Source organism: Actinokineospora guangxiensis (assembly GCF_042657845.1).
Classification (GTDB): Bacteria; Actinomycetota; Actinomycetes; order Mycobacteriales; family Pseudonocardiaceae; genus Actinokineospora; species Actinokineospora guangxiensis.
The window spans coordinates 19,619-33,992 of sequence record NZ_JBHSKF010000006.1; the positions used below are offsets into that span (position 1 = coordinate 19,619).

Here is a 14,374-nt window from a genome sequence, read left to right on the forward strand (position 1 = left end):
CACCTTCCTCGAAGCGGACATCATCCGCGCACCTTCTCGCCGACCCAGCGGGCCAGTTCGCCGGGGCTCAGCGCCGCCACCGGCATCCCGGCGGCGACCAGTGCGCCCGCCACCGACGTGGAGTAGCGGGCCGCGCCCGTGTCGTCCAGGCTGGCGCAGCCCAGCACTGTCACGCCGCTGGCCACCAGTTCGCGGACCTGCGCGGTGAGCGCGGCCACCGGGCCGCCTTCCTCGAAGTCGCTGACCAGGACGACCATCGTGCGCTCGGGGACGGTGACCAGGGAGCGGGCGTGGCGCAGTGCGCCCGCGATGTGGGTGCCGCCGCCGACGCGGACCTCCAGCAGCAGCGACAGCGGGTCGCCGACATGCTCGCTGAGGTCGACCACCTCGGTGGAGAACGCCAGGAAGTGCGTCGACAGCGACGGGACCCCGGCGAACACCGACGCCGTCAGCGCCGACCACACCGTGGAGGCCTCCATCGAGCCGGACACGTCGACCACCAGCACCAGCCGCCAGTCGCTGGCCTTGCGCCCCCGGCTGCGGAACACCGGCCGCTCCGGCACGACCACGACCCGGCCCGCCGCGTCGCGGCGCGCGGTGGCCAGGTTCGCCCGCAGCGTGCGGGGCAGGTCGAGCCGCCCGCTCGGCCGCCGCGTCGGGGTGGGCAGCAGCAGGCCCGACAGCGCGGGCCGGACCCGGTTGGCCAGCTGGTCGCTCAGCTCGCGGACCAGCCGCGCCACCAGTGGGCGCAGCCGCGCGACCGTCGCCTCGGACAATCCGCCCGCCAGCGAGAGCACGGTGCGCAGCAGCTCGACCGACGGCCGGACGCTGTCCGGGTCGATCTCCAGCGCCGCCTCGACCCGCCCGCCCTCGACGGCCGCGGCCAGCACCTCCTCGCGCACCCGGTCGCCGAACAGCTCCCGCAGCTCGTCAGACCACTCGCGCACGTCCGGGAACGGGCTGGACCTGTCCCCGCCGAGGTCGCCGCGCTCGGCGCCCTCACCCCGCTCGCGGCCGTACAGCTCGTCCAGCGCCGCCGCCCACCGGGCCGCCCCCGCCGGGCGGTCGCCGCGCGCGCCGAGCACCAGCCGCCAGCGGATCTCGGCGGCCAACCCGCCCGCCGCCTTCGGGGCTTCGCCAGGCTCTGCGGCCTCGCCCAGCTCCACGTCAGCGGGCGTTCCCAAGCCGTGGGCGGCGGCCACGGCGACGGCGGCGCGCTCGGCGGCCAGCCACGCGGCCAAGTCCTCCGGGTCGGGCACGCCGACGGCGTCGACCTTGCCGCCCGTGCGCTCCTCCACCACGGCCAGCACCTGGGCGCGCGCCGCCGGGCCGATCGTCACGAAAGCACCCCGCAGCGCGGGCAGCCGCTCCAGGAAGTCCTGGTCCGCCAACGCTTCCACCCGTTCCAGCAGCGGGACGAGCGCGGCGGGCGTCTCCAGCAGCGGGCCCGCCGCCGCGAGCACGCCGGTCAGGCCCAGGCGCAGCACGTCTCGGCGCTCGGACGTGCTCGCGCCGTCCACCCAGGACGCCACCCGGTCGCCCAGCTCGTGCGGCTCGATGAGCCCCAGCAGCACCCGCGCGGCCCCGGCGGCGCCGGCGACCAGCGGTGCGCCTTCCTCCGACAGGGCCTTCAGCGCGGCGGCCAGCCGCAGCCCGGTGCCCCGGCTGTCGTGGCGCAGGCCGAGTTCCACGATGGCACGCGCGTCGGCCGGGTCGGTCGCGCCCGCCAAGCCGTCGACCTGGGCGACCGCCGCCGCCTCCAGCTCCTCGGCCAGCAGCGGGTGCGCGTCGAGCACGGTGGCGGGGACGCCCGGGTAGTGCCCGGCGCGCAGCCTGTCGAGCTGGTCGAGGCCGCTCAGCAGCTCCGGCAGCGTCGCCGCCGACACCAGCACGGAGCCCGCGTCGCCCAGCAGGGCGTCGACCACCTCGGGCAGGCCGCACCCGGCGGCGGCCGACAGCTCGCCCAGCACGGCGGCCGGGGTGTGCCCGGCGCCGGTCTCGCGCTCGGCGCGCCGGGCCAGGAACCGGCCGCGCGCGGCGAGTTCGAGCGTGGTGCCCCACATCCCGGCCACCGGCAGCGTCGCCGCCGTCGCGGGCGTCCAGGCCGCCGTCCACCGGGTGGACAGCGTCTCGCCGCCGCCGACGCCCGTCGTGCCCGTCTCCTCGGCGTACGGGACACCGAGCACTCCCAGGCGGCGCAGCGTGACCTCGCGTCGACCGTCCAAAGGGGACCTCAGTGGGTCGAGCCGCAGCTGGGCGGGCTCGCGGGAACCCGGTCCCGGCAGGCGAAGCTCGTCGAACAGCCGCTCCACCGCGGGCGCGAGGCCCGAGCGCGGCGTGCCGGGGGCCAGCGCGCCCGTGCGCTGCCCGACCAGGACCTCCTGCGCCGCGCGGGCCACCACCCGGCCGCGGCCGATCGGGTCGGCGTGGGTGAGGGTGCTCTGCACCGCCTCCACGACCTCGCCGCGGCCCGGCGCCGGCAGCCCGCGCAGCCGCGCCAGGTCGACCGCCAGCCGCAGCGCCTCCTTGGCCTCGGCGGGCCCGGCCGGGTGGCCCAGCTCGCGGACCCGCGCGCACAGCGCCACGATCACCCGCGCCGCGGCGGCCTCCACCTCGGCGGGATCGCCCGCCGCGGCCAGCACCGCCTGCTGCCACTCCGGGTCGCGGATGCCCGCCGGGTAGCCGGAACGCTCGTCCAGCAGCCCGAACCCGTAGGGCACCAGCGACGTCACCACCGTCGACTCGGGCACCCGCGGGCGCGGGCCGTCCGGGCCGCGCAGCAGCGCCGCGGCGTGGAAGGACCCGATCACCGCCGTGCACCGCCGTCCGGCGGCGTCGGCCACGGCGTGCCGCATCCACTCCTCGCGCCGCAGGTCGTACGGGTCGACGCCGGTGCCGTCCGGGCCCCCGGAATCCACCCGCAGCGCCCAGCCGACGTACAGCGCCGCCCGCCGCACCGCCTCCGGCGACTGCCCGGGGGCGGTGGCCTCGACCAGCCTGTCCCACAGGTCGTCGCCGTCGCGGCCGGTGATCCGCCCGCGCAGCGCGTCGGCCAGCGGCGAGCCGTGGTCCACCCCGCCCGCGCGGTAGCCGCCGCGCAGCGCCATCGGCAGGTCGCAGGCGCGGACCTCCACCCCCGCCCGCCGGGCCCACCGCACCGCGGCCAGCTCGGGGGAGAAGTCCGCGAACGGGTAGAACGCCAGACCGCCCCCGTCCCGCTGCGCGCCGGACAGCGCCACCGGCGCGGTCAGGTCGGGGTCGGACAGGTGCGGGAGCCACTCGCCCAGCTCCTCCGGCAGCTCCACCAGCAGCACCTCGGGCGCGGCGGCGTCGAGCAGCGCGGGCATCACCGCGGCGAGCGCGGGCGAGTGGTGCCGCACCCCGATGAGGTGCGGCGCCTGGTGCCCGGCCAGCTGGTCGAGCAGCACGGCCTGGTCAGCTGTCGAGGACGTCACGGAGCTCCCACAGCCGTCGCCACGCCCGCGCGCCGCCCTCGGCCCGCCGCCGGACCGCGCCGTCCCAGTAGCCCAGCAGCCGGGCCGCGTCGGCGGGGTCGTCCTTGCGGACCACACCGAGCAGGTGGCCGGGCAGCAGCGACAGCGGGTCGCGGTCGCCGGGGAAGTACGCGTCGGCCAGGCCGATCGCCGTCGCCACGGACACGGCCTCGGCGGTGCTCATCACCGTCGAGGGCCGCTCCACGGCCCAGCCCTCCGCCGACGTGCCGGTGCGCAGGTCCCGGAACGCCGTCACCAGCGTCTCCAGCACCACGTCGTCCACCGCGTACGGGGCCTCGACCCGACCCAGGGCGGCGGTTGCCTGCCTGCGCACCAGCTCGGTCTCCGCGGCCAGGTCGCCGATCGGGCCGACCGCCTCGAAGTTGAACCGGCGCTTGAGCGCGGCCGACATCTCCGAGACGCCCCGGTCCCGCAGGTTCGCCGTGGCGATCACGGTGAATCCGGGGGCGGCGTGCACGGTGGCGTGCTCGGTGCCGGACAGCTCCGGCACCGAGATGCGCCGGTCGGACAGGATCGACACCAGCGCGTCCTGCACCTCGGGCAGGCAGCGGGTGACCTCCTCGACCCGCACCACGCCGCCGGTGCGCATCGCCTGGAGCACGGGCGAGGGCACCAGGGCGCGCGGTGACGGGCCCTCGGCCAGCAGCAGCGCGTAGTTCCAGCCGTAGCGCAGCTGGTCCTCGGTGGTGCCCGCCGTGCCCTGCACCGTCAGCTCGCTGGTGCCGGAGACGGCCGCGGCCAGCAGCTCGGAGAGCATCGACTTCGCGGTGCCGGGCTCGCCGACCAGCAGCAGCCCGCGCTCCCCGGCCAGGGTCACCACGGCCCGCTCGACCAGGGCCCGCTCGCCGACGAACTTCGGGCTGATCACCAGCCGGTTCGGCAGGCCGTCGGCGGCGGCGCCCTTGGGCAGGGGCAGTGCGTCGCCGCCGCTGCCCATCACGAACGTCACCGCGGCGCGCGGGGTCAGCCGCCAGCCGGGCGGGCGGCGGCCCTGGTCGTAGGCGGCCAGGAACGCCAGCTCCTGGGCGTGGGCGTGCTCGGCGGGCTCGACCTGCCGGGCGTGGGTGGTGTCGGGCGCGCTCACCGGCGTCCTCCGGTCGTCAGCTGCTCGTAGGCGGGGGCGTCGCCGTCGAGGACGCGGCGCCACGCGCGGGTGAACAGGTCGGCGACCGTGCCGCGCGGGGCGATGGCCCCGTGCGGGTGGTCGGTGAAGTCGAACAGCGGCGCCTTCCACCGCTCCAGCGGCAGGTGCGGTTTGGCCAGCGCCAGCCACCCGCCGGGCAGGAACAGCGACCGGCCCGCGCGCGCCCGCTTCGCGCTGAGCACCAGGTCGGTCTCGGCGAGGGCCGCGCGTGCCTTGCGCAGCCGTGCGGGCTTCCAGCCGGTCCACTTGGCCACGTTGGCGTCGGTGGGGTCGGGCAGGGCCAGCAGCTGCAGGTACAGCGCGGCGGCGTCCTCATCGATGCCGTGGTGCGCGGCGACCTCGGTGACCAGGTGCGGCACGGACAGGCCGGGGTCCTGGTAGAAGGCGTCCGGGTCGGTGTCCTGCTTCGGCGCGAGCGCGCACGCCTCGGTCAGCCCCGGCGAGCGCACCAGCTCCAGCGAGCGGGCCAGCTCCTGGTCGTAGGTGATCTCGCAGAGCGCGGTGAACAGCGGCAGGTCCGCGTCGCCGATGAGTCCGATGTGGACGATGACGCCGACGTGGTGCTTGTCGCCGCCGACGAGGTGCAGCCACGGCCGCACCCGCACCAGCGCGCCCTCGTCGGGCAGCTCGACGCCGAGCAGCTTGCACACCGCCGGGGCCTCGTTCCAGCGGCCCAGGTCCAGCGCGAAGTCCGGCGCCGAGACCCGTGCGCGCAGCAGCTCCAGCGCGCGCGGCAGCTGCGCCCGCATCGACGAACCGGCGGTCAGCCGCTGCGCGACCCACAGCAGCGCCTTGGGCAGCGCGGTGAAGTCGCGGTGGCCGAAGCCGCCGTCGTTGCGGGCGACCAGCCGGTTGTCCTCGACGCGCATGGCGCAGTCCTCGGTCAGCCAGGCCGTGGCCTCCGGGTTGGCGATGGCTGCCAGCAGCTCGCCGGAGCGGTCGTTGCCCAGCTGCGACGCGGCGTCGACCAGCACGTCCTCGGGCACCGGGGTGCGCTTGCCGTGCTTGGCGATCCACACCTGCGCGATCGCGGCCACGTCCGGGCCGCTGGTCCACAGCTCGGCCGGGTCGGCCGGGATCGCCGCGGCGAGCAGCCTGCGGCGGGTGGTGTCGTCGAGCCGCTTGAACCGCTGCCGGGCGGCTTTGCCCGCCGGGGCGCTGAGCCCGATCGCCTTGCGCTGGGCGGCGTCGAGGTAGTTCGCGCCCCAGGTGTCGACGCCCGGCATGCCCGCCAGCAGCACCGCGGCGTCGGCCTCACCCATGCCGGTGGCCTCCACCAGGGCGGTCACCGCCTCGGGCGACCAGGTGGTGGGGCCGTGCTCGGCGAGGGCGTCGAGGAACGCCGTCACCCGCGCGGGCCCGAACGGCTCGGCGATCTCGGTGGCCCGGTCCAGCACCCAGCCGTCGGGCAGGCGGAAGTCGCCGGGGGTGCTCGCGTGGTGCAGGCCCTCCAGGCTGTAGCCGTCGTTGCGGGACCAGTGCGTGTCGAAGGCGACGAAGAACCCGCCGGGCACCGGCACGACCTTGTCGGTGTCGCGGGGGACGTCCTTCGGCGGGGTGGTGATGGTGATCCGCCAGTGGCCGATGCCCGCGAGCAGGCCGCTGTCGACCAGCGAGCGCAGCACCAGGGTCAGCGCGGCCCTGTCCTGCTCGCCGGTCAGCGGCGATGCGGCCCGGTGGGCCACCGCGCCCAGCACGCCCAAGTGCTCGAACCAGTCGCGCACCGCCGTCTCGGGCACGCCCCCCGCCTTCTCCGGCGCGGAGGTGGCGGCGACGAGCGCGGCGAACAGCTCCGGCAGCACGGTGCGGGCGCCCGCGCGCGAGTTGTGCGAGCGGTAGCCGCCGAACCAGCCGAGCGCGGCCTGCACCTCGCCCTCGGTCACCGCGGGGCTCGTGTCGGTCAGCGCGGTCGGGTCGACCGCGCGGGCCGCCTCGGCGATCGGGCCGAACGCGGTGTACCCGGTGCGCAGGCGCGCCGCCCGGCGCACCGTGGACACCACGCCCGCCAGCAGGCCGGCATCGGCGATGCCGGGCAGCGCCGCGGCCACGGCGGTGGCCAGCGCGCCGCACTGCCCGGAGCGCAGGGCGGCGTGCTCGGCCCGGTCCCCGCGGGCGGACTCCTCGGCGGGTTCGGCGGTGGCCGCGTCGAGCAGCGCCGCCGCCGTCTCGGCGGTGACGGCGCGCAGCGCGGCCGAGCCCGCCTCGTCGCGCGGGCGCAGCACGTGCCACCAGGCCAGCGGGGTGATCAGCGGCGTGCCCGCGGCGATGTCCGGGTGGCTGTCCCCGGAGTCGACGCCGCCCTGGCGGACGCCCTCGGCGTCCATGACCTCGACGCCGCTGTAGGACTTGGCCAGGGTGAGCCGCGCGCCGGGCACGTCGAGCAGACCGACCGGGGCGCGCCTCCCGCCTGCCGTCAGCACCCGCCTGCCGTCAATGCCCTCGCCGACCCAGGTCAGCGGCACGTCGTCGCGGCCGCCCTCGCGGCGGACCCGCCAGCCGAGCATGCCGTCGGCGCACCCCAGCGGGCTGGATTCGGTGCCCGGGGCGGCCGGGCGCAGGCTGCTCGCGGTGTGGTCGATGCTCGCGCCGTCGGCGGCGAAGTCCTCGATGAACCGGGGGATGCTGTGCCTGCCGCGGTCGCCGGTGGCCGGGTCGACCTCGCGCCAGCGCCACGCGTCGTCGTGGTAGGAGGGAATCCACACCGTTGTGCCGTCGCTGTAGCCGACGGAGCCGCCGGAGAACGACGTGTCACCGCGGTGCGCGGTGCGCCCGCCGGACCAGCGCCCACCGCCGGGCATGCCCAGCGAGGCGACCGTCTCCGAACGGTAGTAGGTGGACGGGCCGGAGGAGACGGTGAAGATCTCCGTCGGCGCGTCGCTCCAGTAGGCGCGCTCCTCGTCCTTGCCGTGCCAGCGCACCAGCAGCACGCCGTCGAACCACGATGCGGTGGGGGAGAAGCGGTAGTCGTGGCGGTCGTCTGCTGGGATGCGCGAGGTGTGCTCGGCGAGCACCCCGTCGGGTCCGACGACGACGAACTGCTCGCCGCGGCGCAGCACCAGCGCTGGCCAGCCCTCGCCGCAGATCTCGACGGCGGCGTCCTTGGCCATCGTGCCCTCGCGGAGCCGGATCACCGCCTCGTCCAGCGCGGGCCAGCCCAGCTCGTCCAGCAGGCCGGTGCGCAGGGTGGCCGCGAGCGCGCGGGCGACGTCGGTGCCCGCGATGGCGGCGGCCGCCTCCGGGGCGTCCACGAACGCCTCGGGGTTGCGCGCCACCGACAGCGTGTCGAGCCGGTGCGTCAGCCGCGGCAGGCTCAGCGACTCCTTGGTGCTCGCCTGTGCGGTCACCCAGTGGCGCAGCGCGGCCCGCAGGCCGGGGGTGGACATGGCGGCCGTGACGGCTTCGGTGCCCATGCCGCGCGCGGTGGCCGTGCCGCTCGCGTAGGTGATGAAGCCGTCGGCGAGCGGGTCGATCAGGTCGGCGTCGGCGGCGATGGCGGCCAGGTCGCGGCGGCCGGGCGCCTCGTCGCCCAGCCAGGTGCCGACCGACAGCCCGGACCGGTTGTGCTTGCGGCGGGCGACCGGGACGCCCATCGACAGCAGCAGGTCGAGCAGGTCCAGCTCGTGGCCGCGGCCGTACAGGACCTTGACCTCCTTGCCGTCGGCGGCCATCCGGGGGCCCATCCGCTCGACCAGTTCCAGCAGCTCGGCCGAGCGCGGGGCGGCGTTCCAGCCGCTGGCGCGTGCCGAGACCACCGACGACAGCCAGTCGGCGGGCACGACGGTGTCGCCCTCGCGCGCGGGCTGGGCGACCAGCGCCTCGGTGGCGCCGCACTCGCCGAGGATGCCCAGCCACAGCTCCACGGCGGCGGCCGAGTCGGGCACGAAGGTCAGCAGTGCGGCGCGGATCTGCGCGTCCGCGGTGGCCAGCCGGACCAGGGCGGCCCGGTAGCTCTTCCAGAAGCCCGCGCCCGCCCTGTCGATGGCGCTGCTGTCGAGCACCGCGCGCAGCAGGCGCTCGTCCTCGGCGGCCAGGTCGAGCTTGGCGGCCTTGGCCAGCCTGCGCAGGTCCTCCGGCATGCCGGTGTACGGGGGCAGGCCGCCGCGGGTGCGCTCGACGCACAGGGTCAGGAACAGCTCGTGGGCCGCGGCCGGGTCGTAGCGCTTGCCCAGGCCCTTGGCGTGGGCGGAGAGCGCCTTGGCGGTCAGCGCGCCCGCGAAGGCGAACTCCAGGAACACCTCGCGCAGGCGGTCGGGGTCGACGTCGAGGCTGTGCACCTCTTCCGCCTCACGCGCCTTGCCGAACATGGTGGCGGCGTAGGTGTCGTTGCCGTGCTCCAGGAAGATCCGCCCGGCCTGCTCGTAGAAGGTGGGCAGGAAGTGCGGGGCGGAGCGGCCCAGCATCTCGCCGAGCGCGGTGAAGCCGTCTTTGGCCGCGCCCGCCTTGGAGCGGGCGGTGCGGGCCAGCCGCTCGACGTCCTTGACCAGGTTGAGCGCGTGCCGCGCGTTGGCCGGGTCGTTGATCAGCGCCCAGGCCGGGAAGCCCAGCGCGCTGCGCCGCCCGGTGCCGACGGCCTCGGTGCTGGTGGGCGCGTCGAAGCCCAGGTACTCGCAGGTGAGGTCCTCGGCCTCGCCGAGCACCTGGGGCACCAGCCGCACGACGACGCGGCCGTCGAGCGCCGGGTGGGTGTAGCTGCGCGCGGTGATGACGTCGCGGTCCTCACCGGTGGGGTCGGTGCCGGGCAGCACGGCGCCCGCCGCGATCAGCGCGGTGTCGGTGTCGCTCACGCCTCGTCCGCCTTCTCCTCGATCTCGCGCCCGGCGTGGATCGCCGCCGCCATGCGCATGCCCTCCGAGTACGCCACCGGCCCGACCTCGGCCGGCGCGATGCCGACGCCGTCGGCGGTCGACCAGCGCAGGTCGCCCGTCCACGCCTCGGCCTCCGGGTAGTCACCGCCCAGCCAGAACCGGGCCTCGACCTCCCGGCCGCCCTCGAACGCGGAGTAGACGGCGTCGCCTCCGCGCACCGGGTAGCCGAGCGTGCGGCAGCGGCTGAGCGCGTGGGTGAGCTGGGCGAACTTGCCGCCCGCGAAGTCCTTGACCGAGGTGGCGCCCGCGGCGAACTCCGCGGGCTTGGCGAAGGTCCGCCGGTAGAGCTGCTGGGCCTTCTGCTCGACGCCCAGCTCGGCGCCGAACTCGCGCAGCTCCTCCAGGTCGGCCAGCAGCACCGGGTGCGGGATGGTGACCGTCTCCGCGCGCAGCCGGACCGTCTCGCCGTCGAGGTTCACCACGCCGATGCCCTTGTCCGGGTCGGCGTCGCGCAGGAAGCCGACCTCGTCACCGGCGGAGACGACCAGGTCGCGCAGCGCGGCGGCCCAGCCGGCGTCCGGCCACACCCGGACCAGCAGCGCCGAGGGCACCGGCAGCGACCGTGTCATCCAGCCGTCCACAGCCGACTCGCACGACGCCTCGTGGCGGTCGAGCCACTCGGCCAACTGGCGTAACCGGACAACCTGCGGATCGTCCTTGAGGGACGACGGCACCGCGGAAAGCTGCTTGCCCTTGCCGTTGCGGCATTGGACCCGCCGGTTCTCCCCGAGCCGCACCTGGTATCCGGAAGCGGCGTCGAGCCAGCCCACGGTTCCTCCTGCGATGGTTCGTGACGAATGCGGCGAGACTAGCGACGCCGCCCGACAATCCGTGGCGGAACCTGATGATCTGTTCTCAAAGGACATCCGGTATCCGGCTCGTCACGCTGTGGCTGCCCGGAACGCCTCGCGCTCGCTGGGCAGCCCGAGCTTCCTCAGGTAGACCGACGCGTTGCCGTTGCGCGGGTCCCACAGCCCTTCGGTCTCGATGAGTGCGTCCAAGAAGGTCCGTCGCGCGTCGGCTGGCCCTTCCAGCGCCTTGCCGAGCAGCGGTCCCCAGTCCCGCTCGACGGTGAAGGGGCCCGCGAAGCGCAGGACGTGCAGCGCCGCGGGCAGCAGGTCGGCGAAGTCGTCCACCCGCTCCACCGCGGCGGCGACCAGGTGGAAGCGCAGCTTGCCGGACAAGTAGGGAGTGTCCACCAGCCACTCGTCGGATTCCGGCAGCGCGAGCAGGCCCGCGAGGATCTCGGCTGTGTCCCGCGTGGCGTGCAGGGCCGCGCACACCCGCACCACCTGCTCGGCGTCGTGGAGATAGCCGGAGGTGTCCGCCTGGAGGTCGCCGAGCGCCAGGACCGCCTCGGCCCGCTCGGTGGCGGGCGCGCCGGAGACCGCGACGTCACGCAGGTGCTCGGTGATCGACTCGGTGGGCACGTCACCGGCCTTGTGCAGGCGCACCGCCGCGTACCGCGCGGCACGCCCGCACCCCGGATCGGCCAGCCACGGGGTGACGGCGGCCAGGAGGTCGCCCACGCTGTCTCGGCACGCGGCGACCGCGCGCGACCACATGACCTCGAACAGGACGTCGGAGAAGTCGACCCCTTCTTCCTCGTCCTCCCAGTCGCCCGCCGTCACCCCGCGCAGCTCGTCCTCACGGCCCGGCGGGCAGGCGGTGTCCAGCTCGACCGGGGCGTACGACGTGCTCTCGGCGACCTCGCCGAGGAACCGCAGCAGCGCGATCCGGATGGGGGCGCCGTCCAACTCCAGCTCTGCGCGCTCATCGGCCAGAAGGCCGGCGACGACCCGCGCGGCGGGCGCGGTCGCCGGGTAGACCGTCCCCTGGTGCAGGATCGCCGACCACAGGTGGCCCATCGCCCGCGCGCGCACGGCGGCGTCCGCGTCGAGCAGGGTGGCGAGGTGGCCGGGGGTGTCCGCCGCCTTGTCGTAGGCGTGGGACAGGCCGTTCCAGTCGATCTCCGCCTGCGCGGGTCCGGCGAGCATGGGCGGCATCCTGCACCACCGCCCGCGTTCGGGGACGGCGGATGCCGCGGACGCGAGCGCGCTGCTCCGATCGGCCCGGTCCGAACGGATCAGCCTTGTCGGCCAACGGGTGGCGCACTGGTCGGGTGCGACGTTCGACTCACCAGAGGCCCTTCTCAGCCCTTGGCCCTTAGGTTAGGCTAACCGAAGTCCGTTGTCCCAGGTAGGAGTGTCGGAGTGAGCGGTATCGCGGGCTCGGTCGCGTTGGTGACGGGAGCCGCCCGGGGTATCGGGGCAGCGGTGGTCGACGCCCTCGTCAGAGAGGGTGCCACAGTCGCGGCCGTCGACATCGATCGGGACGCGCTCGCCGAGCGGGTCGCCCAGGCCGGCGGCCGGGTGCTCGCCTGCCCCGCCGACGTCGCCGACTCGGCGGCGGTCGCCGAGGCCGTCGACACCGCGGAGCGGGAGCTGGGGCCGATCGGCATCGGCGTCTCCGTGGCGGGCGTGCTGCGGCCGGGGTCGGTCATCGACACCACCGACAAGGACTGGGCCGACACCTTCGCCGTCAACGCCACCGGGGTGTTCACCGTGCTGCGGGAGATCTCCGCGCGGATGGTGCCGCGGCGGCGCGGCGCTCTGGTGACGGTCGGGTCCAACGCGGCGGGGGTGCCCAGGATCGGCATGGGCGCCTACGCCGCGTCCAAGGCCGCCGCGGTGATGCTCACCCGCTGCCTCGGGCTGGAGCTGGCCGGGCACGGCATCCGCTGCAACACCGTCTCGCCCGGCTCGACCGACACCGACATGCAGCGCCGGCTGTGGACCGGGCCGGAGAGCGCGGCGGCGGTGATCGCGGGCGACCCGGCCACCTACCGGGTCGGCATCCCGCTCGGCCGCATCGCCGAGCCCGCCGACATCGCCGACGCGGTGGTCTTCCTGGCCTCCGACCAGGCGCGGCACATCACCATGCAAGACCTGTACGTCGATGGTGGGGCGACGCTGCGCGCGTGAGGCGCGCGGAAGAGAAGCAACACGCGGACCCGGGCGGGGCCGCGCGCTGACCTGCGAGCTGATGGGACGGAGCTGGGAGTGCAAGCGGTAGAAGCCGCACACGGAGGTGCGGGCTCGACGTTGCTCACGGGCTACCGGAGGGGCGGCTTCCGCTTCGCCTCCCCCGCGGGGGTCCTCGCCGCCGACGGGGTGGTGGAGCGGATCGGCGCCCTCGGCGCCGTCCCCGCCGCCCTCGACGCAGGCGCGCTCGTCGTCGGCCTGATCCCGTTCGACCCGGCCGCCGCGTGCGCGCTGACCGTGCCGGAGACGGTCCGGTGGGGTGCCCCGCTGGCCGAGCTGCCCGCCGCGGCGCGCCCCGTCCGCGCGCGCTGGGTCCGCCAGGAGGGCGACCCGGCCGCCTACCGCGACGGCGTGCGCTCGGCACTGGCCGCCCTGGCCTCCGACGAGGTGTCGAAGGTGGTCCTCGCCCGCGAGCTGGCGCTGACCGCCGATGGCCCGCTGGACCCGGGCGCAGTGCTCGGCGCGCTGGCCGCCCGCGACCGCGACGGCTACGTCTTCGCCGCGCCCACCGGCCGCGGCGACCTCGTCGGGGCGACGCCGGAGCTGCTGCTGTCGCGCCGCGGCGACCTGGTCGTGTCCAACCCGCTCGCCGGGTCGCGGCCGCGCTCGGCCGACCCGGCGCTCGACCGGGCCACCGCCGCCGAGCTGCTCGCCTCGGCCAAGGACCGCCGCGAGCACGCCTACGTCGTCAGCGCCATCGCCGACGCGCTCTCCCCGCTGTGCGCCACGATCGATGTCCCGGCGGAGCCGGAGCTGATCGCCACCGAGGCCATGTGGCACCTGTCGACCAGGGTCACCGCCACCTCCGAGGCGACCGCGCTCGACCTCGCGCTCGCCCTGCACCCGACGCCCGCGGTGTGCGGCACGCCCGCCGACGCCGCGCGCGAGCTGATCACCCGCACCGAGACGTTCGACCGCGGCTTCTACAGCGGCCTGGTCGGCTGGTGCGACAGCGCAGGCGACGGCGAGTGGGCGGTCGCGCTGCGCTGCGGGGAGATCGCGGGCGACACGGCGCGGCTGTTCGCGGGCGCGGGCATCGTCGCGGGCTCGGACCCGGACGCCGAGCTGGCCGAGACCAGCGCCAAGTTCCGCACCTTCCTGTCCGCGCTCGGAGCCGAGGAGAACGCATGAGCGCCCCCAGCGCCAACCCGGGGACCCGGCCTGGCCTGCCCGCCATCGACGCCTACCCGATGCCGACCGCCGCCGAGCTGCCGCTCTCGCGCACCTCGTGGCAGGTCGACCCGGCGCGCGCGGTGCTGCTGGTGCACGACATGCAGAACTACTTCCTGCGCCCCTTCCCTCGGGACGCGGCCCCGCTGACCGACCTGCTCGCCAACATCAACCGGCTGCGGGCGGCCTGCCGCGCCGCGGGGGTGCCGGTCGTGTTCTCGGCGCAGCCCGGCGGGCAGAGCGAGGACCAGCGCGGCCTGCAGCTGGACATGTGGGGCCGTGGCATCGGCGCCGACCCGGCCGACGCGGCGATCGTGGACGAGCTGGCCCCCTCGGGCGCCGAGATCACCATGACGAAGTGGCGCTACAACGCCTTCCACCGCACGGACTTGGCCGACATCATGGCCGCGCAGGGCCGCGACCAGTTGGTGATCACCGGCATCTACGCCCACATCGGCTGCATGGTCACCGCGGCCGAGGCGTTCTGCCGGGACGTGCGCGCGTTCCTGGTCGCCGACGCGGTCGCCGACTTCTCCCGCGCCGACCACGACATGGCGCTGCGCTACGCGGCGAACCGGTGCGCCGTGGTCGCCGCGACCGACTCGGTGCTCTGCTGGCTGGACGCGCGGTGACCGC

General features: G+C 75.8%; 8 protein-coding genes. 3 read left to right on the forward strand and 5 right to left on the reverse strand.

Annotated elements, in window-relative coordinates; all coding sequences use genetic code 11:
* Positions 1-20: 20 nt before the first annotated feature.
* From ACFPM7_RS14475 to ACFPM7_RS14495, 5 genes are all read right to left on the reverse strand, one after another.
* Positions 21-3,455 (reverse strand): DUF5682 family protein, encoded by a 3,435-nt coding sequence (locus tag ACFPM7_RS14475; RefSeq protein WP_378248062.1) that lies wholly within the window; start codon positions 3,453-3,455, stop codon positions 21-23.
* Positions 3,436-4,599, reverse strand: a complete 1,164-nt coding sequence (locus tag ACFPM7_RS14480; protein WP_378248064.1) for an ATP-binding protein — start codon at positions 4,597-4,599, stop codon at positions 3,436-3,438. Before ACFPM7_RS14480 ends, ACFPM7_RS14475 begins: the two co-directional genes overlap by 20 nt.
* On the reverse strand, positions 4,596-9,443 hold the full coding sequence (locus ACFPM7_RS14485; RefSeq protein WP_378248066.1) for a hypothetical protein: 4,848 nt from the start codon (positions 9,441-9,443) through the stop codon (positions 4,596-4,598). The genes ACFPM7_RS14480 and ACFPM7_RS14485 overlap by 4 nt, the downstream gene beginning before the upstream one ends.
* Complete coding sequence (locus tag ACFPM7_RS14490) at positions 9,440-10,294, reverse strand: DUF4132 domain-containing protein (protein WP_378248068.1); 855 nt, start codon at positions 10,292-10,294, stop codon at positions 9,440-9,442. The genes ACFPM7_RS14485 and ACFPM7_RS14490 overlap by 4 nt, the downstream gene beginning before the upstream one ends.
* Before the next feature lie 111 nt (positions 10,295-10,405).
* Positions 10,406-11,521, reverse strand: coding sequence for a hypothetical protein (locus ACFPM7_RS14495; RefSeq protein WP_378248070.1), 1,116 nt, complete (start codon positions 11,519-11,521; stop codon positions 10,406-10,408).
* Positions 11,522-11,737: 216 nt separating this feature from the next.
* Between ACFPM7_RS14495 and ACFPM7_RS14500 the strand changes: the two genes are divergently transcribed.
* The 3 genes from ACFPM7_RS14500 (at position 11,738) to ACFPM7_RS14510 (ending at position 14,370) form a co-directional block, all read left to right on the forward strand.
* Positions 11,738-12,508 carry a 2,3-dihydro-2,3-dihydroxybenzoate dehydrogenase gene (locus ACFPM7_RS14500; RefSeq protein ID WP_378248072.1) on the forward strand — a complete coding sequence of 257 codons (771 nt, stop codon included), beginning with the start codon at positions 11,738-11,740 and terminating at the stop codon, positions 12,506-12,508.
* A 120-nt stretch (positions 12,509-12,628) separates the two neighbouring features.
* Complete coding sequence (locus tag ACFPM7_RS14505; RefSeq protein ID WP_378248074.1) at positions 12,629-13,699, forward strand: isochorismate synthase; 1,071 nt, start codon at positions 12,629-12,631, stop codon at positions 13,697-13,699.
* Complete coding sequence (locus ACFPM7_RS14510) at positions 13,696-14,370, forward strand: isochorismatase family protein (protein WP_378248076.1); 675 nt, start codon at positions 13,696-13,698, stop codon at positions 14,368-14,370. Before ACFPM7_RS14505 ends, ACFPM7_RS14510 begins: the two co-directional genes overlap by 4 nt.
* The last annotated feature ends 4 nt before the right edge of the window (positions 14,371-14,374 follow it).